Consider the following 21,684-nt stretch of genomic DNA (forward strand, 5'->3'; position numbering starts at 1 on the left):
TTCCACAGTGATTAATTTAATAAAATACCCGTCAAAGATTTGATTTTCATTGTTATTTTCCCCTAATCGAATTGTATGATTGCCAAGATTTAGGTTATCTTTGATCAGATTTACTTGTACGGACACAGTACCTTCCCATACACAAGTAACATTAGAAGGACATCTAGAATCCTCGATAGTATTAAGTACAGTAAGTTGCAACTCTGAATTTATTTTTGCAGCCTCTTCAATTTTTAGGGCAAATGATGAATCCAACATAGCATCTTTTGGAGAAGCAGCAAAAACTGTTGGTTGAAAAATTAAACAAAAGATTACAAGCCCCATAAGGAATGTGATTTTGTTTCTGGTAAACTCAAACATCATTATCAAACATATGATAAAATATAAGATTATAATCTTTGATGAAAATCAAATTTCACCAAAAAGAATCAATTAGTATAAGTACACTTTTGACAGTCAAACAAAATGACGTTTTGCAGTCTGAATTGTCTTAATTGTATTGTTTAGTAATAACTCCAGTTCATTTTCTGAAATTGCAAGAGGTGGGACTAACATGACAATATTTCCCAGAGTTCTAAGATAAATTTCATGTTTTTTCCCTTCCTCAAAAAATATCTTGTTGATAGATTTTTTAGAATGAATTGGTGTTTTTTTGGATTTATTTGACACTATCTCTATCCCCATAAGCATTCCTTTGTGCCTGATATCTCCTACGATTTCAATGTTTGATATCTGTGTGCGATATTTCTCAAAAATCTTTGAAGTTTTTTGAATTTTTTTAATTAGATGTTTTTTTTGATACATTTCGATGTTTTTGTTTGCAACAGATGCTGCAATTGGGTTTCCTGTATATGTATGTCCATGAAACAAATGCCTCCAATCATTGAATTCTCCTAAAAATGAGTCATAGACTTTCTTGTTTGTCAAAGTTGCAGCCATTGTCAGATATCCCCCTGTTAACATTTTACCATATGCTACAATGTCTGGCATGCTTTTTTGTTCTTCATACTGTACCATGGATCCCATTCTACCAAAACCGGTTGCGATCTCATCTAACACAAACAGCACATTGTATTTTTTACATAATTTACTGATTTTTCTTTGAAATCCTTTTGGATAAATTATCACTCCTCCCGCAACTTGTGCACCACTTTCCATTACAAAAGCTGCAATCCTGTTATTTTTTGATAATTTTTTTTCAATTTTTTCTAAACAATAATTTTGATAATCAGAAAATGTGAATCCATTTGGAATTCTGTATTTGTTTGGAACTGGAAATTGTATTGTTGAAAATAATTGTTTTTTGAATTTGCCGAAAAATTCAGGAACATACCCTACCGACATTGCTCCAAATGTATCACCGTGGTATCCGTTCTCTAATGTTGCAATTTCAGTCTTCTTTTTCTCCCCAATATTTTTCCAATACTGTAATGCCAGTTTTATTGAAATTTCCATTGCAGATGACCCGTTATCTGAATAAAATACTCTGTACATTCCTGGAGACAATCTAACTAAATTTGCTGCTAACTTTTCGGCAGGTTCATTTGTAAGATTAAACATTGATGAGTGCTGTAGTTTTTTACTTTGTTTTTCTATCGTGTTTATCAACTCTGGATTTGAATGCCCCCATACATTGCACCACATTGATCCTACCGCATCAATCATCTTGTTGTTTTTTGTATCTGTAAGCCATACTCCTCTGGCGCTTTTAATCTCTGTAAATGAATCCCATTCCTTCATCTGTGTATTCGGATGCCATACAAAACTAGTCTTTTTCATCAGGCACTCATAATACTCATGTTCTTAATAATTAAACGATTGATTTACTGGTATTCTCTTTTTCTTCTGTAAGCTCCACATTTAGGACATGGCTTTTTTTTCTGACCTGCAATAGTTAACTCTAGTGGTGTTCCGCAATCAAGACATGATTCCGTAGGGTTTATCGACATGACTTTTCTTGCATTGTCTGAACTTAAGCGTATGGATTATGTTTGAGTTGCTATTTGTTTCTCTTTTATCTTATTTTGTATGAATTTTTAACAATCTATATTTTTGGTAGATTTCCTGTTTTATCCAAATTTGATTTACAGACTTTACAATACAATCGAACTTCGGTTGATGGGAATTCTGCCCCACAATTCTTACATGTATAATATTCTGTTTTACTCATAATTCATCTGAAAATACTATGAACTTAAGCATGTTGATAATTCTTTCCTGTCTAGATATAATTTTAAATCCATCTGGACTCTCTTAAGTCATGAACGGTATAAAATGCGATGAATGTATGACAGGCTACAAGGCAGGAGACTTGAAAGATTGTCCCAAATGTCTTGGAGAATTCTGTGATAACTGCATAACAAAGCATGGTTGTTAAATTCAATTTGGATAGTACTAACTATTCTTACATCTTTTCTAATCATTCAAGTTAGAAAGTACTCTTTCAAGATCTTGTTTTTCATACCTCAAATTCTTTACAGAAATTCCCTCTTGTAGTGTTAGGGCAAATTTTTGCAGCATATTTCTGTCTTTTTCAGAAATACCAGATGTTCGAATAATCTCATTTAGTGCCTCTGCTTGCTTGGATAGATTTCTAGAATCAATCTTGTCTGAATCTTTTGCCAAAGAAATGAGATTGGCCAATTCTGTTTTAATCTCATTTAGAATTTTAGTTAGAGTATTTTGGTCTTTAGACATACCGTACTAAATTCTTACTTGTTAATTAACCTAGGATAAATAACCTCTAATTGGTATGGATAAATACAAAATATTATTCAACTTCATCATGATTACATTTAACGATAAGATTAATCAATCACTCTTTTGAAATTAATTCATTGAAATCTCTATTCATATCTGGAACTGACACTGATGTAGGAAAAACCTATGTTACTGCAGGTCTTGCAGTAACACTTCGAAAGATGGGAGTTGATGTTGGTGTGATGAAACCATTTGCTGCAGGTAATGCACAGAAAAAAGGGTTCAAATCAGAAGATGTGGAGATTCTTGCAAATGCTGCACAGGTAAGTGATTCTGAAAATTTGTTAAACCCGCAATTCTTCCCAATTGCAGCATCCCCATACACTGCTTGGATGAACCTCAAGGTAAAACCACAAATCAATTCTGCCATATCCAATTTCAAAACTCTTTCAAAGATTCATTCTATGGTGCTCGTTGAAGGAATGGGGGGGATCATGACTCCTATTTTGAAAAATTATTTTGTTGTTGATTTGATCAAAGAAATGAGAATACCTGCAGTTCTTGTAACTCGTACTAAAGTTGGGACAGTTAACCATACAATAATGACTGTACAAATGTGTAGAAATTACAAAATCCCAATCAAGGGAATAATTATTAATGATTTTGACTCTGATGGATACAAAATCCGAGAACTTACTCGTGATTTGAAATCTCTCACACAAGTACCAATTTTGGGCTCAATCCCATTTATCAAAGACATGAGTGACACATCTTTGTATCGCATATTTAAAAAGAATTTGGATTTGAAACTTCTTTTGAAATAATTTTGCTATATTCTTAAAATTTTGAATTTGCTTGCTCCGCCAATATTTGCGAATTGAGCAATTTCAAATATAATTTTTGAAAATGTATTGTTTTCTTTGGCTAGTACAAACGATTTTTTTTCAACTGGTATATTTTCTGATAACACCACCCAAATGTTTTCTTTTTCAGGCTGAATTTTTTCTATCTGTGTAATTTTCTCATTAATTATTTTACTGTCTGATGTTTTTGGTATACAAATCAATAATGCTCTTTTTGGATCTTTTTCTAATGTTTTTAAATCTGGAATGACAATATCTATTTCAATTCCCCTATATTCTATCTTTCTTTGACTAATGATTAGGGCATTAGTGAGAAGATAATGCAATAATCCTGTAGATAGCACCCCTACACTTTCATCTTTCCCTCCCATTGAAACTATTTTATCGTAACAATTCAATGTGACCTCCTCAATTACTCTGTCAAATTTTTTCTCAATGATTAGTTTGGGGATTGTCTGTGAATTTTTTATGTATTCAAACAAATGTTCTTTTATGGGATTGTTCTCTTCCTCCATTCCTCAACATCATAGATTTTTTTATGTGATATAGTGTTTTGTCTACCAATAAGATTAAGTTAATACAAAAATCCCACCATTTTGTTATGAAAATAACTGTAAAAGAAGGATGGAATAAAAAAAGTAAAATGGAGATTGCAGCTATGGTGATAAGTGTGATTGCAATTATTGCTGTAATTTTACTTGATAAAACTTAATTCATCATTTTAATTAAATTTCAAATTTTTCTTGCATTATGTCTTTTATTCATTCTCATCGGTATCCTCATCTCGAATTTGAACAAAACTAGGCATAAATAAAAAATAGTGGTTACTCCACATGGTTGATTGTAAATCTACAATGACTGCATGATTCGTGGTCTTTTACAGAATATGTTAAACCACAATTTGCACAAACAACAAAATCTGTCATGATTCATTCATTAACTCATGTCATATGTATGATTTGTATTACAAATATCGTGTGATTTTTCTTTTAGACTATAGTCGATCGTAATATTAAGAACTTTATTCAATTAATCACTAAAGATATGGATTGTATTCAATGCGGTGAGACCTTTTTTGGAGATAACATAAAATTCTGTTCCTTGAAATGTTATCGTGAATATCTTAGCCTGAAAAAAATCCCTAAAAACACTGAAAGTGATTCTTCGAATACTGAAAGTTCTGACGATGATTATTCATTAAAGACGTAACGTCTTTCGCCTTTGGTTTCAGTTTTAGTCTGAACATCTACTAGGACAAATTCTTTCTTTGAATGTAACATTGATTCTTCAGGTGAGAGCTTGTTCTCGTGCAGTTCTTCATATTCCTCCCATGTCAGTTTTCTCCTTTCACCTATCTCTACTTCTAAATTCATGTTCTTTACCATTTGTTCATATTCTGGTTGAATCACCCCGCTGAATACCATTGCACTACTTCCACTACCATATGACCCAAATCCTACTCTTTTTCCTTCCAAATCAATTCCTTTCTGATATTCAAATTCCAAGCTACTTCTGAATCCCAAATATAGTGATGCAGTATACAGATTGCCAATCATACTAGATGCAATAAGTGAACTTGATAGTTTTGACTCGTAGACTTCTTGATATTCCTTGGTTTTAGTAAATAGTTTGGTAAACTCGTGATCCTTTGCCATAAATTCATCATCTGCTAAAACTGACTCAATTGTTCCACGTGGATCTTTAGGTCTAGGTTCATCTAATCCTATTTCTTCCAAAATTCTTTTCCATCGTGGAAGTTGTCTCCATTCATGTCTAACAAGATATGCTAATGCTTTTTTACCCATGTTGCTATATGGTAAGTGCATATTGATGTAATCCATATGATCTAAAATTGTTTCATCTGATTTTATTTTGATTAGTCCTGATGAAATCACTTTTTTCTTGTATGCTTCGAGTGCTTTTCTTACTTGAATCATGTATAGTAAATTAGAATACTGTCCGTGAACAATTGGTGTTTCTTTTCCAAATGGTCTGTAAAAATCATATTCATCTTTAATGGATGTGGCTGTAACTTTAGGATCAAATGATAATAATCTTGGCTCATCGTTAAGTAGCATTACAACTGATCCTGCACCCTGTGTCATCTCACCACTAGAACCCATATCATATTTTGCAATATCTGATACAACTACTAGTGCATGTTTCCCTTCAGCTTCACCTGCTCTGATCCAATTTGCATTATCATACAATGCATATGATCCACTGACACAAGCAAATTTGGTTTCAACCCCCCCACAGTGCTCAAACGCACCTTGACCATAGACTTGCTCCAACATCCCAATAACATATGAGTTCATTGCCTTTGATTCGTCAAACGCTGATTCCGTAGAAACGTATAATCTTCCAATATCATCGGGGGAAAGTTTGTTTCTTTGCATGATTGTTAAACACGCATTAGCTGCAAGACAAGCAGGATCTTGATTTGCATCTACAATTGCCATTTGGGATACCCCTAGACCTTTTTGCAATTTGATTGGGTCTAAACCCCGTGCATTTGCAAAATCTGCTGCATCAATATACAATCGTGGTATGTATATTGCAATGTCATCTATCCCAGCTGCCATAAGCTTGCCTGCGATAATTCACTAATAAGGATATTGTGTAAATTCTAACTAACTAGGAACGGAATTTTAGTACTTTTTTTATTTTTTACTAAATTTATGATCGGTAATTGTTATTTTTTTAACTCTGCTTCAAAAATATTCTCGAATACTTCAAATGGCTGTGCCCCAAAAATTCTGGTGGTTTTTCCATCTGGACCGATGATGAAAAATGAAGGAGTTCCTGTTAATTCAAGTGATTTTGCATCCTCGTTACTTGCTAAAATCACTTGTGAATGATTTGCACCCACCATACATTCTGTCCACTCATCCATATCCAACCCAATCTCATGTGCAAACTTTCCAAGATTTTCAGATGATGCCCATCCATTATTCTCACCAGTCCAATTTGAATACAAAATGTCATGATACTCCCAGAACAATTCTTGGTCATCAGCACAATGTGCTCCATGTGAGGCATTAATTGAATCTGGGCCGATAATGTTAAAATCTTTGAATATCATTCTAACTTTTCCAGTTTCGATATATTTTTTCAGAATATCATCTTCAGTAGAATGAAAGAATACATTGCAAAAATGACATTGATAATCTCCAAATTCTACTAATGTTATTGGAGCATTTGTATTGCCTAGTATGGGGGATCCATTGTCTAAGAAAGTATTCATGGTAATTTTTGGTGGCCCTTCTTTTTGAATAGTTGGTGTTGGCTCAATAACAAGTTCTGGTTGATTTGTAATATCCCCAAATCCAAAAAATATAACGATAATAACTAAGGATGCAATTCCTGCACCTATGGCAAGAGAAGGACCATGTATCAATATTTTGAGAAATTATTTGATACATTTAGTCTTTTGCGCACTTATGATTCTCCTCCTTTGGAATTTACTCTAGAGCAAAAACTCGTAAAATTTTTAATGTGTTTGATTCTTCATTTTTTGTGTTAATTGTAACAGTCAAAATTTACTTCTATGAATTATTTGAAATCATATGTTGTATTTGGAACAATCAATGTTCATTTGAAATTCCATTTAATGAAAAATCCATATGTCATCATTAGTGATTATCCATTAAATGGTTGTATTCGATACAATAATAGTTTTGATTAATATTTTTGAATTTATTTTATTGTTTATTCAATGTTTTAACATCTATTTTTACAAATTGTTTTGAGTTTACTCTGAGAATATGGAATCAAAACTACAACTTCTTCTCTTTTTCAGACATAATTTAATCCTGAATCACTTTTTCTACAAATGATGATTCCACAAATCTGCCGTTTATGAAAATTATTCTACATATGTCTAGTTTATCTTCTGAACTTTCTGAATATGTCATGTGCGGAAATTCCTCAATAATTACCCTCGAATTATTATGTGATTTGTCATCAAAAAAATTCTATAATTATGAATTCCCTACTAAAATCAAATTGGTTTTCTATCATCTGAATTTTTTCTGTTTGTAAAATATGATATTGTTTAATAGATCAATTCATGCATAGAAAATTCATAGAAGACATGCCTAAAAATATTACAAGGAAAACTGTAAAAATTATAAATAAATTCATTTTGTGCGTCTAAAGTAATTATTCAATATTTTATAAACAATTTATTCTAGATAAAAAAGAAGGGTTAACAGTGAGTTCTAAAGAAGATGTTTTGATAGTAGAAGATAGCCCGGCTATTGGTATTCTTTTGAAACATTATCTAGAGAAATTAGGTTATACTCAAATCCACACCTGTGATACTGGCTCTGCTGCCATTTCTACATTTACTGATCTGGTTTCTCAAAACAAACAACCAATTGTTTTACTTGATTTTATGTTACCTGATATGGATGCACGTTCAATTTTGACTCAAATGTTAGAGATACAACCAAATGCTCGAGTGATTTTGGAAACAGCAACTGAAAAAGATGATGAGGGAATAAAAGAACTCATAAGGTTAGGAGTTTATCAATATATTGAAAAACCAATCAGGTTTGAAAATCTGAAAAATATTATTGAGACAATAGAACAGGAACAATCATTTTTTGAAAATGAATCAAAACAAATTGAAAACCTGAAACAAGCACAAAACAATGCCCAGGAAAAAATGGTTGATCATCTGGATTTTATTTTAAAATCTTCCAATCAGATTACTCTAAATAAATTAATTTCCATTTTGGGATTTTCAAATGATATTGTAATTGCTTATTTGGAAAAATTACAGAAAGATGGAAAAATAATCCAAATGGATAGTAAAAAAGAAATCGCTTGCAATCAATGCGACTCAGTAAAAACATCTCAGGTATTTTATTGTCCTAATTGCAAGAGTTCCAATTTTAAATTAGGAAAACTAATTGAACATTATGATTGTGGAAATATCTCTGAAGATATCGCATACCAAGATGACATGTGTCCTAACTGCAATAAAGAAATTAAAGCATTGGGTGTAGATTATAGAGTAATGCAAAATCACTATGTTTGCAATAACTGTCAAAATTTCTTCCCGGAAATTGCAACTGATTACATATGTTTAAAATGTGAAAATAAATTCAAACTTGACGAAGCTAGATGGAAAACTAGTCCTAATTACAAAGTAATCAATATGTGATTATTCCATTCTTGACTAAATATTCAATTCCTTGAACAAATGTTTTATCATCAATTTGATCACCTGCCCACCATCCAGCATTGTTTTTAATCCATTCTGGAACTGTTTGCTTGTTTAACGTTGTCTGAGATTTTTCAGTCACCTGTATTATTCCATTCTTGACTAAATATTCAATTCCTTGAACAAATGTTTTATCATCAATTTGATCACCTGCCCACCATCCAGCATTGTTTTTAATCCATTCTGGAACTAGAACAACTAAATTTGAATTTATTTTTCCTATTGAGACAATTTTGTATCCATTTTCATTAAAATCATCGATCATACTTATTAATTCACTAATTTGTTTTTGATTCAATGTGTTTACGTAAGTTGAATTTACAACCATTGCAAATTCCTGAGGTTGAATTGAAATTACTGCAAACCCATAATTTTTAATTCCCTGAATTGCTTCTTTTACTACTTGTTTACTTGAAAGTCCTTCAAAAACGTTAGTTGTTGAATTAAATTTTCCTGTAGATGCTATTTGCGGAAATCTGTACACTTCCTTTCCTTTTAATTCAAATGGTGGTTCATCTCCATTTATCAAACTTGTACTGATATGTGTGATTCCGTTTTTCTCTAAAATATCTAACGTGTCTGTATTGAATTTATTATCTGGTGGTATGAATACATGTGGTTTTATGCCAGTTGTCGATTCTATCAACTCGATTGATTTTTTGAGGTTATCATTTTGTTCTACTTTTTCATAATTGGTAAATGGGCTTAGGCCTAAACCTTTTGACGCTACTTCAAAGTTTGTTTTTGATTTTGAAATGTTTTCTTTTACAAAGTCTGTGATTTTCTTGTCATTGCCAAACGCGTTTGCAATAATTCCAATCGTTATTGGCGCCTTTTTTTCAATGAATGTATTCATAATTCCTATTTGAACTTCGTTTAGCCAGTAATCTTGAACTCCGTCTAATCTAAATGCCACACAGTTACATGTGTCAATTAATTCATTTTCTGGTATGATTACTGTGTCTTGACTTTTTTCATCTGATGTGTTTACATCGTCTTGTAAATTAATCTCCTCCATATTTCTAAAAATGTTGAATTTATTTACATCTCCAATAATGTGAATATTTTGTTGTGGCCATAATGTATTTTCAATTATATCGTTTGAAGTGATTTTTATTATGTATGAGCCAGATTTCAAATTAGAAAAATACGCATCTCCCCTATAATTTAATTCTGAGGAGTCAACATAGTTTCCTTTTAAATCTGTCAGAGTCACTTTGTATTTTTCATCATTAGAAGTAATCTTTTTCCCGCCTGCAAATAAATTCACTGTGATTAATTCTTCCACTGTTTCTGGAATATCTGTGATGATTTTCTGCTCAAATGCTAATCCTGGTTGTAGTCTAATTGGAAAGTATGATGTTAGAAATATCTCACCCAAGTATACATCTGCAACATAGTAGTTTTCTTGTTTAACTGTAGATTGAATCCAATATCGTAATGTTTTCCCATCCTCATTTGTAATTGCTTTTCTCCATTCTATGCCATCCTGTGATTTTAGAGTTACAGTGGCACCACTTATTGGGTGTCCATTTTTATAGAGAACTTCAAATTGTAATCCCCCGGAGAGCGGAATATTTATGTCAACTTTTTCTGATTTGTTTTTTACTTGAACGTATCCTACATCTGCATACATTCCATTTACATACACTTCAATTTTATACCTGTGATTCTCTGGAACCGAAATGAAATCTGGGTTTCCTTGTAGTTTTCTTTCTATTATTGGGGATTTGTTAAAATCTTGGTACACTATTATTTTTACATCGTTATGATCAGCAATGTCTCCATTCGTGTATTTTATTTCTAATTGAATTGTTTCTAGTTCTTCTGAAAATACATTATTTGATGAAATTATCCCTGTAAAACACATGATCATTGCAAATATTATCCAAAGTCTCCTTTCTTTCAATTCATACTCCAATTCTTTTTGCACTTGTCCAAGTAGCTTTTTTGTTTCGTAGTTGCTCTATAATTGCTTTTAACAATAAAGCATCCACAATTTGCTTAAATCCAAATACCAGAAATCCTGCATACCAAAGCAATTTTGGATCTTCATCATCTATTCTAATTGCTAAAGCACACATGAGATAATGAACAATGGTAAAAATCAATGATACTTGAAGAACATACAAACCGTCTCCTAAAATTACTCCTAAAATTGCGTTTATGGAAGCAGTAAATCCGATTATGGGAGTAATTACCATGCCTAAAAACAAATATGGCAATGATAATCTCTGCAGATACCCGAATCTTGGATTAGTTAATGCGTCTGCATGTCTTTTTAAAACCTGAATATTTCCACGATACCATCTCTTTCTCTGAGCAAAAAAATCTTTTAGAGTATTTGGTGCTTCTGTATATGCTGTAGCCTTTGAACTTCCTTGAGTGATCAGGCCGGCTTTAAGTAATTTTATAGTCTGATCAAAATCTTCCACAATTGTTTCTTTACCATATGAACCAGCTTCAGTAAGTAACGATTTTTTAAATGCACCTAGTGCTCCAGGGACGATTGTGATTGAACCGAAAACATCAAATGCTCTTCGAACAATTTGAATTCCCGTTATGTATTCAAGTGCCTGACATTTTGTAATCCAATTCATTCTGTTTCTGACTTTGATATTTCCTGCTACTGCTGCAACATGTTCATTAATTTCAAACCCTTTCACAATTTCTTTTAATGAATTACGTCCAATGATTGTGTCAGCGTCAACTATCACAATGATTTCACCAGTAGAATAAACTAAACCGTAATTTAATGCAGACGCTTTTCCTCCATTTTCTTTATGTAATACTTTAATTTGGTCTTTGTATTGTGTTGCAATACTCAAAGTTTTATCGGTGCTACCATCATCTACCAAAATAATTTCTTTTTTAGGATATTTCGTTTCTAGCAATCCCTCTATGGTATTTTTGATTACTTTTTCTTCATTATATGCAGGAATTATTATTGAAATTTTTGGGTATGATTTGACATCATCTTGTGTGTCTTCGCGGTATTTGCTCAACACTGCCATTGGTACAAATAACATTGTAGACCAAAAGGAAATTGTCATTGCCCAAAGTAAAATTATTCTGACTGGAGATTCAAGCAAAGTATATCCCTCATATGCAATCAAACCCCCAATCAAAAATGGCGAACCCAATAAAAATAATAAAAAGATAGAGGGAGCACGTTTTGATTTTATGTTTTTTGAATAAAGTTTGTTTCTTGAACCTATAATGTGATATATTGTCATTGCACCGCCTAAACTCATAGCTATCATGCTAATTGGCCCTAAAATGAAATATACTGACGTACACAAAAATACAAAGATTATCCCTGTTATGACAAGTTGAATAGGATCTTTTCCATTTCTGCGTTTTTCTTTGTTTTCTAATTTCTCATCGTTTGAAGGTTGATTTTTAGATTTATCTGCTATTAATTGAATACAATTTCCATGATACCATTTTTCTTCACATCTTGATGATTTTTCATCTAATTTTATCTCATTACCGCAGGTTGAACATTTAATTAGATTTGGATTTGTGAACACGGAATTATTTTTTTTGAGAATTCGTGTACTGGTACTCTCAAAACTATTCACATCCATTGGAATTTTTATCCCCAATAATCTTTTAAGATACATGCTATCCGAATTTGTAATCTCTTTATTCTGCCTGATCCTTTTTAAAATATGATGATTTCGCCCCCAATCACCTTTTGATTGCTCAATTGCTTTAGATAATTTGATGATCAGGGAATTTTTGTCCAATTTTTATTGTTCTTAATCTCAAATTTTGGATTATATGTGATCTCGTCATTAAAATTTCCCTTTATGTCTATTTTTTGACATCTATTCGTGCTCTAATTATCCTCATGTTTTTTTATTTCTTCACTCATGTTTTCATCAAATAATTCAGGATTTTCTTCTTGTGCTTTTTTCATGAGTTTTTTAAAAGTAATTGGGTCTTCTCTTTGCAGATTCAATAAAATCTCCCCAATGGATTCATCTAGATTACTCATACTATTGAATTGTAATTCATGTATTTTTATTGTTCTAAAATAACAGGAGAATCACTCTTCGGATTCTTCATACTCTTCATCTTGTTCATAGTTTTCTTTAAGTTCAAGTTGATGGGTCTCTTCCTTCATCTCTTCATGATCTAAATCTTTTAATTTTTTTCTGATTCTTCAGACATGTTATATTTTTAGTAATCTCACATATTAGTAAATTGACAATTCTCAATCTTGAAAGTTTGTTTTTATATCTCCATATTTAGACTCTGAATTTTTTGAATTATTTTATCATGATCTGCATCATTATCAATGGATAAAATAAGTAACCCATCATCTAAAAAGAGGGTGATGAGTTTTACTAGTTCTTTTGAAGTTATCATCCAATTGGTCTTTCCTAATGAGTCATCAAACATTTCTTCCATGCTTGCTTTAACTGATATTTGATAGTGTGCCAGATTGCTCATCTCATCATCAAGTAATGGTTTTGAATTCTCTCTTCTCACAAATGCTGTTATTTTCCTTTTTTTATTCTACCTACAAATCTGATAGATTCATCTAAACTGAGAATTCTTTTGTAATCTTTTTTTGAATCCCCTGAATCTAGCAGATCCAAGTAAATTTTATCCAGATGTTCCTCTATTTCCTTACCTTTTCCCATAAAATTTATTCAAATCATATTCTAGATAATTGTTTTTCCTTGATAAGATCTATATTTTTTATTTTTTTATTATTAAAATGCTGTAATTTTCTAATCTTGACCCGTGTAAATCATTTTAGAATCTAAATAAATGGGTCAAATATATGGATTTTATGAAAAAAGTTTTTGTTAATGGGTATGGTTCCATCGGCAGTAGAATCACTTCATTTCTAAAGGATGATCCAGAAATCACAGTTATTGGAATAGGCAAATACTCTCCAGATGAAAAAGTAGAAACTGCTATTTCAAGAGGTTTAAACGTATTTGTCCCAGCAAAAAAATTAAAAGATTTTTCGAGTTATAATATTTCTGGAACTATTGAATCTGCATTAGATGATTGTGATTTGGTCATTGATGCTGCCCCCGGTGGACATGGATACAAAAATAAAAAAATCTTTATGAGCCAAAAAACATTCCTGCGATTTATCAGGGCGGAGAATCTACTGTGGGTTCTGAGGCAGTTTCAGATTTACTGTTTAATTCTAGAGTGAATTATGTTCAGGCATTAGGTAAGAAGCATGTGATGCAAGGAAGTTGTAATGTGACTGGAATGGGCAGAATTTTAGAACCCATGCGTGATAGATTTGGTGACAAGTTAATCCGATTTGATGTTACGTTAATAAGAAGATGGGCAGATATTGAGCAAACAGAAAAAAAGATTACAGATACCATAGAAATGACACAATCTCCACATCATGGTGATGATGTTAAATTGTATTTTGGAAAAGATGCTCCTTTGTATGTTCGTGCAATCAAAGTTCCAACAAGACAAATGCACTTACATATTATGGATATTCGATTCAAGGATATTGCTCCAAAACCTTCTGAAATTCATGATGTTTTCACTAACGAATTTGGTGTAGCTACATTATGGACTGCAAAAGGAACTAAGGATGTAAGAGACTGTGCTCAAAATATGGGTTTTAATTTTACAGATACCAATATGATTCACATTCATGCTAACATGACTACTTCTATCGGAGATACTGTTCAAATGATGTATTCTGATGATCAAACAGGTATCGTCATACCTGAAAACCACATGCTCATGCAGGCAATGCTGTTTGAAAAATCATATGAAGAATCCTTTGCTCATACTGAATCAATTTTTCATATGAATGAGAAAAAACAAAAATTACAAGAATACTTCGCTAAAAAATAATTTTATTTGTTAATTCGTTCTATTCTGATTTTTTCGGGGATGTTTTTTGTAACTTTCTCTACTATGATCCTAATACTGTCAATCTCTAATTTGTCTCCTTCTTGAGGTATGTCTTGTAATCTCTCATGAAGTAAACCATTAAGTGTACTGTAATCATCCCCTTCTGGCAAATCAACTTTAAAAATTTCATTAATTTTTTCTATTTCTATTCCACCATCTGTCTCAATCGTGTTTTTATCTATGACATAATGATCAGCTTTTGGGGATGCGTCTGTCTCATCTTCAATATCACCAATAATTTCCTCTATAAGATCTTCTAATGTAACCAACCCTTCTACACCCCCATGTTCGTCAACTACTATTGCCAGATGGGTTTTTCTTCCTTTCATTTCTTTTAGTAATGAACTAACCATTTTCTCTTGTGAAACAAATACAGGATCTCTTGAAACTTGTTCTAATGTTTTCATTTGATTATCTGATTCTAATTCTTTTAGAACATCCTTGACATGAATGAATCCAATAATGTCGTCATTTGTCTCTCCAAAAATAGGGATTCTTGAATGTACATTTTGATTAATTAGTGGTAATGCTTCAAATAACAACATTTTAGCAGGAAGAGTGAACATTTTTGTTCTTGGAGTCATCACGGTTCGGATCACTGTATCATCAAACTCTAATGCACTGTGGACAAGATCACTTTCATCTTTTTCCAGCGCTTTGTCTGCTAGTCCTTGCTCTACAATCCCTTTGATCTCATCCTCTGTTATTGGAGGAGAATTATAACTACTTCCAGTTAATTTTACCATGCTTCTAGTGATGATTTCAAATAATTTTACAACGGGCCAAAAGATGTAGCTGAAAATTAGCAACACCCGTGCAAATCGTAAAGCAATCTTTGTGGCATTTGCATTGCAATATGTTTTTGGAGTAATTTCTCCAAAAACCAATATCAAAAATGTCATTACTCCCACAGCTATCCCTAAACCATCATTTCCAAAAAGTCTCATTGCTATACTGGTGGCAAACGCTGATGAACCTACATTGACAAGATTATTTCCTAGATTTACGCTAGACATCATCCATCCTGGATTGTGTTTTAGTTTGTAGAGCGCCTCCGAACCTTTCACTTTTTGTTTTCTTAATTGGTTTACTTTGGAGTTTCTTGTACCTACAAGGGCTACTTCTAAACCACTAAAAAAACCAGAAAGTCCTATCAGAACTGCGAGTATGGAGATTTCAATCCAGAGATCTACCATGTTGTTCTCCTAGAAAATTTCTCACAATAAAGACAATTTCTCATTTAGTATTTTTGCACCATCTTTGGGTTGAATTGTTTTTACAAAACATGAATTTAACTCTTAATGTCAAAAAAACATTCAAAATTTAATCATGCCTATCACAGTGACTAGCTTTTTGGCGGTATAGCAAATTTGTTTTGTGGATTTTGATGGTATTCTACTGGGAGCATGGCATCTTTTTGCCTTCCTGTGAGAATTCCTACAACCACATCGTCTTTTTTGATAATTTCCTGATTCATCAATTTTTTAATTCCTACAACTGATGCTCCAGATGCCATCTCGCAATCAAATCCGTTAAGACCTACAACTGACATGCCGTCTAACATCTCTGAATCTGAAACTGTGGTTGCCACTCCGTTAGAAAATTCTAACGCACGTAAACCTTTCAAAATATTTGCAGGTCTGCCTATTTGAATTGCAGTAGCTTTCGTTTTAGGTTTCAAACCTTCTTTATCTAAATGATTATAGTATCTTGAAATTAATTCAGTGTTTGGCCTTCCTTTATTCCATCTAAGTTCCTCTCCTTCAAATTCACCGTTATACAAATCAGATAAAGTACTGGCACCTTCAGAATTTATTACTGCAATTCTTGGAATTTTTTTTATCCATCCCCATTCATGTAATTCCATTAATGCTTTACCGCAGCTTGAAGTATTTCCTAATGCTCCTCCAGGGTAGACAATCCAATCTGGAGATTCCCAATTAAGATGCTCTAATGCTCTAAACGGAATTGTTTTTTGCCCTTCGATCCTAAATGGATTTACAGAGTTTACTGTGTAACCTTCATGATTTTGTGCATCTTCTAATGACTGTTTTAATGCATCATCGAAATTCCCATCAACTTGAATTATTTGTGCTCCAAATTGATATGCTTGACTTAATTTTCCAGGAGCAATTTGTCCTGCAGGAATATACACATCACAGTTTATTCCCTCGTTTGCTGCAAACATTCCTGCTGAAGCAGATGTGTTTCCTGTTGATGCACAAACAATTTTTTTAGCACCCACCATTTTTGCATGTGTTACTGCTGTAGCCATGCCATTGTCTTTAAAAGACCCACTAGGATTGTATCCTTCAGGTTGTAACCATAGATTATTGTTTGAAATTCCTACAAAACCTGCAACTTTTGACATTTGGTATGGTTTTGACTGTCTTCCTTCTGCACCGTCTAGTGAAACTAGGTATTTTGAACATTCTTCAATATTTTCTGTATCTATCTGACAAAAATTTAGTAAATCTCTGAATCTCCAAACTCCGCTTTCATTGAAAATACTACCTTGGGGATTTCGTCTACTTTCAAACACTTCTTTTAGGGTTACTGGTGGTTTGTTCTTGTATTTCACATCTAATAAGTGGCCTTTTTCACATTGTACGTTTGTACTTTGAATAGAATATTCTAGTCCGCATTGTGGTTCGATACATTTTAGATAAGCATCACCCTGCATTGTACTTACAGATAATTAGTGATAATTTAAAGCAAATGTGCAATTTTTACACAAGTCAAGCTATTTTTCCTAAACTATAGATTGGATAAATATTAAAAATTTACATGGTAACTCATAATGAATATCTCAAAAACATCCTTTCACATGTATTGGATTCTTATGATTTTCTCAAAGAAATTAATGATAATCCTGGAGATCTGGAAGTTATTAAGAAAGAATTGCTTAAAATCAACGGATTCATCAAAGTAATGACTAACAATATTGATTCTGACAAAATACAATCTTCAGATTTTAAGCCACTAAAATCAAAATTCAGACATTATTTAGAAAATTATTTCTTTGAAAAAGAAATTGAAACGATGTCTCCATTATATTCAAATGATTTACATAGAGTCAAAAATATGAGATTGAAGATATTAGAATCTTTAGAAGACAAAAAAATGATTAACGATGTTAAAGAGTTGTTTGAAAGAATATGACTGATGCAAAAAAATGTATTCTGTGTGGGTGTAGGGATCATAAACTATTTGGATGTTCAAAACATATTTCAAAAAAATGTACTTGCTATGATGGAAACAAATAGATCTAAAAGATTATTTTCGTTTAGGACCAGATCTCTCGTGGAAATTCAAACAACATTTACATTCTTTTTCGAGACATTCTGATTCGCTAAGATGACCACAAATTCCACATTCGCAGCTTTTTGACATGATAATAGTTATTTTGTTTAGAATATAATTTCTCCCCCAGTTTTTTATGAGTTTAAGGTCAAATGAGGTTATTTTTTAGATTTTGATTTCTTCACTGGCTTTTCTTTTTCTTCCAGTTCTTTTTTGATTTCCTCTGCTTTGTTCTCAACTGCTTTGATGATCTCTTGAATTATCCCATCTAGATCACTATCTTCAGCTTCAGGCTGTACAGTACTTGCAATTTCATTAATTGTTGTTGAAATTTCTGAACTCACATCCTCAAAACTCTCTGGATCTTCGTACGCTGCATTGTATAGATCTTTGAGGTTATTTACATGACCAATTACTTGCTCAGTCAACACTACTTTGTAATTAGTACCGTTAACATCAAATTCTTTTGAACTCATACCAGTTTTTGAATTTCTTTTGTTTATAATGTTTTTCAGAGAATACTGATCAATTATGGATAAATTTTATCTTTAAAATTGAATGTAATCTAATGCTGCAGCATCGCTGATTAGTCTAGTGTGTTTTGATCCAACAACATATCCATTTTTGATATCTCCTGCAGGAATCCATCTATTTGTAGACGAATAATGTCTTTTTTCAGCTAATTCTCTTTCAATTGATTCTATATCAAATTCAGCCTCTTCAACTTCTTGAGTTGTAAGATGTTTTACAGTAACAAGAATTTTTGTAACCTTGACTCTGTCACCAAATTTCCATTTTGATGCAGGATTCTCATCTGAAACTTCTAATACTTTGATCTTCATCTGTTTTTTGCCAAATGCGTCATGACTGATCAATACTCTTTCATCAGTAAATTCTTCAAAACTTCTTCTTGAATTTACTTCTGCATCTGAAACTGTCTCTAACAAAGATTCTACACTTTTGTCAATTGATTCCATATTGGTATTATCTTCAGACATGATTACCTTGTACTTTTATCCTTAAAAAACAATTTGAATTGAAGACTTGGTTAGGCACTATGTCGTTGCTTTGTCTTGAAGGGCATTGTACATTCTTTGAGTGAAATTTCCTTTCTAATCCCATTAGTTTTTGCGAAAAATTTCCCATCGTAGTTACAAACACAATCTGAAATTTCCAATGATTCATCCCATATCTTGAAAAACTCTCTTAATTCTCGACTTTCATACTCTCCTACCCCTATTCTTTTTTTTGAGAGAAACTTGAATGCTAAAATGACATTTCTTTTTTTGTAAATATCAAATGTCTTAATCCATGACAGACATCGTTCTATTTGATCTGCAGGCACTGGAAGAGACGTACTAGTACCTGATTTTGCCTCAATTGTAAATATGGTGCTATTATCAGTATTTACCGCCAATACATCCGGTAATGCGATACTTGGAGATCCCAATCTAAATGCCTTCCAATTGTCTGTACTGTTAAATCGTTTCACTATGGTGTCTTCCCATTGATATCCTCTTTGTCTTCTTGTTCTGGCAGCTTTTTGATTATTTGTTTTAGATTTCTCTACGAAATTACTTTTTGCAATTGTTAATACCCTTGTTTTCATTTTCATCTACTTATCCTCATATTAGATATAGTAAAGTAGGTAATTATACAATAACTCAACAAAATATTAGAAAATAGTCATATCCGTCTCAACATTTTTAAAATAATAAAAACAAACAATTCCTGATTCAGAAATGAATTTCGGTGGCTATTGTTAACCAATAATTCTGAAGTCATCGAACAATCTCAAATAAATAAAATACTATTGTTTTAGAGATATTGTATTGGATGAGATAATTATTGAGAAATTGATGGAGAGGAGAGATTTTTATCTTTATACACTGAAACATCTCGAGTTCCAATTTTTAACTGATTCTATCTCCGAAGGAAATGCTGAGTACGAGAAAGTAAAAACATCTGCCACTAATCAATTAAAAAAATAGAACAAGAAATTGCTTTTCTCTTATCCAAAAAAGAAGTTTAATTAACAATGAGTTTATCAAACCCATTTACTGATATTTCTCATGTTTGAGGAACTTGTTGCAAATTTAGTTCATCTAAAACAAGATTTTGCAAAGAATTATTCTGGCAGTGCACATATCCAAGAGGTAATTCCTTTATCTGATTCAGAAAAATTCCCAATAGACAAGAATCATTTACATTTGCTACATGATTTTGCTCAAAAAAATCCAATCTATTTTAATTCATATGAGCAAACTATTTCAAAAATCCCATGTGTCGTTTATGAGGGGGACATAAACGAGTATTGGCTTAACAGTATCAAACATGGCTCTAGCTGTCAGCCATTCTATCCAACATGGATAATGTCTGCATATTTGATGACATCGATTGCAAAAATATTGGGATATGGTGAATTAATAGACATTGGTTCGGGTGATGGTCGTATTGCATTTTGTGCAAATTTTCTAAAATTGCAATCACATAGTATTGAAATTGATGAAGGATTGGTAGAACTACAAGACAACATTAGTAAAATAACCAATCAAAACTTTGATCCTATCTGTGTAGATGCATTAGAGTTTGATTATAGTACCCTAGAGTTAACTCATCCCATATTCTTCATAGGAGGACTTGCACAAATGGGGGGAGATATTTTAGCAACCAATATCATTGATAAAATAAATTCAATTCCAAATCTTAAAAGTAAAACAGGTATAGTGTTTGCTGGAACTCATTCAAAAAGAAATCTCTCAAGCAATTTGACAAATGGGGGTTGGAGTAACTTAATTGAAAAACATGATCTTAAAGTAACAAACACAGTTTCATTACCCACTGTTTGGACATTTGATCAATTAGTGGATACCCCATACATCTACACAAAATTTAACTAACGTGAAAAAAATAACTCCCATTTGAAATTCCACATTTTGAAATCTTGACTTTTTGACCGATTTCAGGAATTTTTAAAATTTTTGCTAACACTCGAATATTTTTCTCAAATTCTACTAGACAAAAATATTCGTTATTCTGTCTGGAAAACTCTACAATTTTACCCTCAAATTCCCCTTTTTTTAGATTTACGATACCAAAACATTGATTACAAAATTCTGAGGGCGGCCAAATAATTTTATTACATGATCTACATTCTGGAATTGAAAATATGCCTTTTGACAAATCAGATTCAAAACTCATTTTTCTAAAACCAGCACCGTTGAAGAAGTTGCTGCAGCTGACATGTTGTGAACTAATCCTGTTTTTACATCATCAACTTGTCTTTTACCTGCATTCAGTTGTAGTTGTTGAGTGATCTCTATGGTTTGAGCAATACCTGTTGCACCTAGAGGATGACCGCATCCTATTAGTCCTCCACGAGGATTGATTTTGAAGTTATTTGTATCCCAAAGATCTTTTATCATGGCAATACCTTTTCCAGGTTTAGAGAAATTTAGGGATTCTAATGCCATCGGTTCACATACAGAAAACGCATCATGAATTTCTGCAACATCCATATCAAGAATATGTTTATTTGCCATTTTCAAGGCATTGTTTACTGCAATCTTTGTCGACTCCATTGAATTCAGTGATGTGTTTTTTGTAAAACCTGCTGACGTAGTTTTTGCCCAATACCTGTAATCCATACTGGTGTTTCTGCAGTCTTTT

At 32.3% G+C, this 21,684-nt stretch carries 26 protein-coding genes; 6 read left to right on the plus strand and 20 right to left on the minus strand.

Annotated elements, in window-relative coordinates; translation table 11 throughout:
- From BD31_RS01380 to BD31_RS01390, 5 genes are all read right to left on the minus strand, one after another.
- Nucleotides 1-363 (minus strand): hypothetical protein (locus tag BD31_RS01380; RefSeq protein ID WP_052319556.1); only part of this gene is annotated, 363 nt, incomplete at its 3' end.
- A gap of 93 nt (nucleotides 364-456) precedes the next feature.
- Nucleotides 457-1,779, minus strand: a complete 1,323-nt coding sequence (bioA, locus tag BD31_RS01385; protein ID WP_008297365.1) for an adenosylmethionine--8-amino-7-oxononanoate transaminase — start codon at nucleotides 1,777-1,779, stop codon at nucleotides 457-459.
- Between the two features lie 44 nt (nucleotides 1,780-1,823).
- Nucleotides 1,824-1,949 (minus strand): hypothetical protein, encoded by a 126-nt coding sequence (locus tag BD31_RS10955; RefSeq protein WP_008297315.1) that lies wholly within the window; start codon nucleotides 1,947-1,949, stop codon nucleotides 1,824-1,826.
- Nucleotides 1,950-2,044: 95 nt separating this feature from the next.
- Complete coding sequence (locus BD31_RS10960) at nucleotides 2,045-2,170, minus strand: hypothetical protein (protein WP_008297327.1); 126 nt, start codon at nucleotides 2,168-2,170, stop codon at nucleotides 2,045-2,047.
- A 245-nt stretch (nucleotides 2,171-2,415) separates the two neighbouring features.
- Nucleotides 2,416-2,697 carry a hypothetical protein gene (locus tag BD31_RS01390; RefSeq protein WP_008297359.1) on the minus strand — a complete coding sequence of 94 codons (282 nt, stop codon included), beginning with the start codon at nucleotides 2,695-2,697 and terminating at the stop codon, nucleotides 2,416-2,418.
- 140 nt (nucleotides 2,698-2,837) lie between these two features.
- On the opposite strand from BD31_RS01390, the gene bioD reads away from it, so the two are divergent.
- On the plus strand, nucleotides 2,838-3,524 hold the full coding sequence (gene bioD / locus BD31_RS01395) for a dethiobiotin synthase (protein WP_008297339.1): 687 nt from the start codon (nucleotides 2,838-2,840) through the stop codon (nucleotides 3,522-3,524).
- A 5-nt stretch (nucleotides 3,525-3,529) separates the two neighbouring features.
- On the opposite strand, the gene BD31_RS01400 is transcribed toward bioD, so the two are convergent.
- From BD31_RS01400 to BD31_RS01410, 3 genes are all read right to left on the minus strand, one after another.
- On the minus strand, nucleotides 3,530-4,078 hold the full coding sequence (locus BD31_RS01400) for a hypothetical protein (RefSeq protein ID WP_008297362.1): 549 nt from the start codon (nucleotides 4,076-4,078) through the stop codon (nucleotides 3,530-3,532).
- A 675-nt stretch (nucleotides 4,079-4,753) separates the two neighbouring features.
- Nucleotides 4,754-6,148: a hydroxymethylglutaryl-CoA synthase family protein gene (locus tag BD31_RS01405; RefSeq protein ID WP_008297335.1), complete on the minus strand. Its 1,395-nt coding sequence runs from the start codon at nucleotides 6,146-6,148 to the stop codon at nucleotides 4,754-4,756.
- A gap of 110 nt (nucleotides 6,149-6,258) precedes the next feature.
- Nucleotides 6,259-6,963 carry a DsbA family protein gene (locus tag BD31_RS01410; RefSeq protein ID WP_008297320.1) on the minus strand — a complete coding sequence of 235 codons (705 nt, stop codon included), beginning with the start codon at nucleotides 6,961-6,963 and terminating at the stop codon, nucleotides 6,259-6,261.
- Between the two features lie 816 nt (nucleotides 6,964-7,779).
- Here BD31_RS01410 and BD31_RS01415 point away from each other — a divergent pair.
- A complete protein-coding gene (locus tag BD31_RS01415) occupies nucleotides 7,780-8,736 on the plus strand; it encodes a TackOD1 domain-containing metal-binding protein (protein ID WP_008297360.1) in 957 nt (318 codons plus the stop codon).
- Here the strand turns inward: BD31_RS01415 and BD31_RS01420 are convergent.
- The 5 genes from BD31_RS01420 to BD31_RS09975 form a co-directional block, all read right to left on the minus strand.
- Nucleotides 8,726-10,705: a polysaccharide deacetylase family protein gene (locus BD31_RS01420; protein ID WP_008297363.1), complete on the minus strand. Its 1,980-nt coding sequence runs from the start codon at nucleotides 10,703-10,705 to the stop codon at nucleotides 8,726-8,728. The two genes, BD31_RS01415 and BD31_RS01420, sit on opposite strands and share 11 nt — an antisense overlap.
- A 1-nt stretch (nucleotide 10,706) precedes the next feature.
- Nucleotides 10,707-12,548, minus strand: a complete 1,842-nt coding sequence (locus BD31_RS01425; RefSeq protein WP_008297351.1) for a glycosyltransferase family 2 protein — start codon at nucleotides 12,546-12,548, stop codon at nucleotides 10,707-10,709.
- A 92-nt stretch (nucleotides 12,549-12,640) separates the two neighbouring features.
- Complete coding sequence (locus BD31_RS10195) at nucleotides 12,641-12,799, minus strand: hypothetical protein (protein WP_008297354.1); 159 nt, start codon at nucleotides 12,797-12,799, stop codon at nucleotides 12,641-12,643.
- A 239-nt stretch (nucleotides 12,800-13,038) separates the two neighbouring features.
- The gene (locus tag BD31_RS01430) at nucleotides 13,039-13,296 is read right to left on the minus strand and encodes a hypothetical protein (RefSeq protein ID WP_008297344.1); all 258 of its coding nucleotides are present in this window, start codon (nucleotides 13,294-13,296) and stop codon (nucleotides 13,039-13,041) included.
- A gap of 8 nt (nucleotides 13,297-13,304) precedes the next feature.
- Complete coding sequence (locus tag BD31_RS09975) at nucleotides 13,305-13,451, minus strand: hypothetical protein (RefSeq protein WP_008297353.1); 147 nt, start codon at nucleotides 13,449-13,451, stop codon at nucleotides 13,305-13,307.
- A gap of 152 nt (nucleotides 13,452-13,603) precedes the next feature.
- On the opposite strand from BD31_RS09975, the gene BD31_RS10530 reads away from it, so the two are divergent.
- Nucleotides 13,604-13,981 carry a hypothetical protein gene (locus tag BD31_RS10530; RefSeq protein WP_238536028.1) on the plus strand — a complete coding sequence of 126 codons (378 nt, stop codon included), beginning with the start codon at nucleotides 13,604-13,606 and terminating at the stop codon, nucleotides 13,979-13,981.
- On the plus strand, nucleotides 13,936-14,652 hold the full coding sequence (locus tag BD31_RS01435; protein ID WP_008297357.1) for a type II glyceraldehyde-3-phosphate dehydrogenase: 717 nt from the start codon (nucleotides 13,936-13,938) through the stop codon (nucleotides 14,650-14,652). Before BD31_RS10530 ends, BD31_RS01435 begins: the two co-directional genes overlap by 46 nt.
- 2 nt (nucleotides 14,653-14,654) lie before the next feature.
- Here BD31_RS01435 and BD31_RS01440 read toward each other — a convergent pair whose 3' ends face one another.
- Both BD31_RS01440 and BD31_RS01445 read right to left on the minus strand, forming a co-directional pair.
- Nucleotides 14,655-15,908 carry a hemolysin family protein gene (locus tag BD31_RS01440; RefSeq protein ID WP_008297356.1) on the minus strand — a complete coding sequence of 418 codons (1,254 nt, stop codon included), beginning with the start codon at nucleotides 15,906-15,908 and terminating at the stop codon, nucleotides 14,655-14,657.
- Nucleotides 15,909-16,057: 149 nt separating this feature from the next.
- Nucleotides 16,058-17,395: a threonine synthase gene (locus tag BD31_RS01445; protein ID WP_008297329.1), complete on the minus strand. Its 1,338-nt coding sequence runs from the start codon at nucleotides 17,393-17,395 to the stop codon at nucleotides 16,058-16,060.
- A gap of 104 nt (nucleotides 17,396-17,499) precedes the next feature.
- On the opposite strand from BD31_RS01445, the gene BD31_RS01450 reads away from it, so the two are divergent.
- Nucleotides 17,500-17,874, plus strand: a complete 375-nt coding sequence (locus BD31_RS01450; RefSeq protein ID WP_008297361.1) for a hypothetical protein — start codon at nucleotides 17,500-17,502, stop codon at nucleotides 17,872-17,874.
- Nucleotides 17,875-18,173: 299 nt separating this feature from the next.
- On the opposite strand, the gene BD31_RS01455 is transcribed toward BD31_RS01450, so the two are convergent.
- The 3 genes from BD31_RS01455 to BD31_RS01465 all read right to left on the minus strand — a co-directional run bounded on the left by BD31_RS01455 (nucleotide 18,174) and on the right by BD31_RS01465 (nucleotide 19,624).
- Nucleotides 18,174-18,491 (minus strand): hypothetical protein, encoded by a 318-nt coding sequence (locus BD31_RS01455; RefSeq protein WP_008297319.1) that lies wholly within the window; start codon nucleotides 18,489-18,491, stop codon nucleotides 18,174-18,176.
- A 72-nt stretch (nucleotides 18,492-18,563) separates the two neighbouring features.
- Nucleotides 18,564-19,013 carry a hypothetical protein gene (locus BD31_RS01460; RefSeq protein WP_008297322.1) on the minus strand — a complete coding sequence of 150 codons (450 nt, stop codon included), beginning with the start codon at nucleotides 19,011-19,013 and terminating at the stop codon, nucleotides 18,564-18,566.
- A gap of 50 nt (nucleotides 19,014-19,063) precedes the next feature.
- A complete protein-coding gene (locus BD31_RS01465) occupies nucleotides 19,064-19,624 on the minus strand; it encodes a resolvase (RefSeq protein ID WP_048097329.1) in 561 nt (186 codons plus the stop codon).
- Between the two features lie 463 nt (nucleotides 19,625-20,087).
- On the opposite strand from BD31_RS01465, the gene BD31_RS01475 reads away from it, so the two are divergent.
- On the plus strand, nucleotides 20,088-20,915 hold the full coding sequence (locus tag BD31_RS01475) for a hypothetical protein (protein ID WP_008297355.1): 828 nt from the start codon (nucleotides 20,088-20,090) through the stop codon (nucleotides 20,913-20,915).
- Here BD31_RS01475 and BD31_RS01480 read toward each other — a convergent pair.
- Nucleotides 20,908-21,216 carry a PhlB family protein gene (locus tag BD31_RS01480; protein WP_008297317.1) on the minus strand — a complete coding sequence of 103 codons (309 nt, stop codon included), beginning with the start codon at nucleotides 21,214-21,216 and terminating at the stop codon, nucleotides 20,908-20,910. The genes BD31_RS01475 and BD31_RS01480 overlap by 8 nt on opposite strands.
- A partial coding sequence (locus BD31_RS01485) for a thiolase C-terminal domain-containing protein (RefSeq protein WP_425589712.1) occupies nucleotides 21,213-21,684 on the minus strand: 472 nt, incomplete at its 5' end. The genes BD31_RS01485 and BD31_RS01480, both read right to left, overlap by 4 nt.

Origin of the sequence: Candidatus Nitrosopumilus salarius BD31, from assembly GCF_000242875.2 — an archaeon.
GTDB classification, from domain to species: domain Archaea; phylum Thermoproteota; class Nitrososphaeria; order Nitrososphaerales; family Nitrosopumilaceae; genus Nitrosopumilus; species Nitrosopumilus salarius.

Excerpts from the sequence above, each read along its gene's own strand:
- bioA (WP_008297365.1), bottom strand. The coding sequence starts at position 1,779 with ATGAAAAAGACTAGTTTTGTATGGCATCCGAATACACAGATGAAGGAA.
- BD31_RS10955 (WP_008297315.1), bottom strand. The coding sequence starts at position 1,949 with ATGTCGATAAACCCTACGGAATCATGTCTTGATTGCGGAACACCACTA.
- BD31_RS10960 (WP_008297327.1), bottom strand. The coding sequence starts at position 2,170 with ATGAGTAAAACAGAATATTATACATGTAAGAATTGTGGGGCAGAATTC.
- BD31_RS01390 (WP_008297359.1), bottom strand. The coding sequence starts at position 2,697 with ATGTCTAAAGACCAAAATACTCTAACTAAAATTCTAAATGAGATTAAA.
- BD31_RS01400 (WP_008297362.1), bottom strand. The coding sequence starts at position 4,078 with ATGGAGGAAGAGAACAATCCCATAAAAGAACATTTGTTTGAATACATA.
- BD31_RS01405 (WP_008297335.1), bottom strand. The coding sequence starts at position 6,148 with ATGGCAGCTGGGATAGATGACATTGCAATATACATACCACGATTGTAT.
- BD31_RS10195 (WP_008297354.1), bottom strand. The coding sequence starts at position 12,799 with ATGAGTAATCTAGATGAATCCATTGGGGAGATTTTATTGAATCTGCAA.
- BD31_RS09975 (WP_008297353.1), bottom strand. The coding sequence starts at position 13,451 with ATGGGAAAAGGTAAGGAAATAGAGGAACATCTGGATAAAATTTACTTG.
- BD31_RS10530 (WP_238536028.1), top strand. The coding sequence starts at position 13,604 with ATGAAAAAAGTTTTTGTTAATGGGTATGGTTCCATCGGCAGTAGAATC.
- BD31_RS01440 (WP_008297356.1), bottom strand. The coding sequence starts at position 15,908 with ATGGTAGATCTCTGGATTGAAATCTCCATACTCGCAGTTCTGATAGGA.
- BD31_RS01445 (WP_008297329.1), bottom strand. The coding sequence starts at position 17,395 with ATGCAGGGTGATGCTTATCTAAAATGTATCGAACCACAATGCGGACTA.
- BD31_RS01450 (WP_008297361.1), top strand. The coding sequence starts at position 17,500 with ATGGTAACTCATAATGAATATCTCAAAAACATCCTTTCACATGTATTG.
- BD31_RS01455 (WP_008297319.1), bottom strand. The coding sequence starts at position 18,491 with ATGAGTTCAAAAGAATTTGATGTTAACGGTACTAATTACAAAGTAGTG.
- BD31_RS01460 (WP_008297322.1), bottom strand. The coding sequence starts at position 19,013 with ATGTCTGAAGATAATACCAATATGGAATCAATTGACAAAAGTGTAGAA.
- BD31_RS01465 (WP_048097329.1), bottom strand. The coding sequence starts at position 19,624 with ATGAAAACAAGGGTATTAACAATTGCAAAAAGTAATTTCGTAGAGAAA.
- BD31_RS01475 (WP_008297355.1), top strand. The coding sequence starts at position 20,088 with ATGTTTGAGGAACTTGTTGCAAATTTAGTTCATCTAAAACAAGATTTT.
- BD31_RS01480 (WP_008297317.1), bottom strand. The coding sequence starts at position 21,216 with ATGAGTTTTGAATCTGATTTGTCAAAAGGCATATTTTCAATTCCAGAA.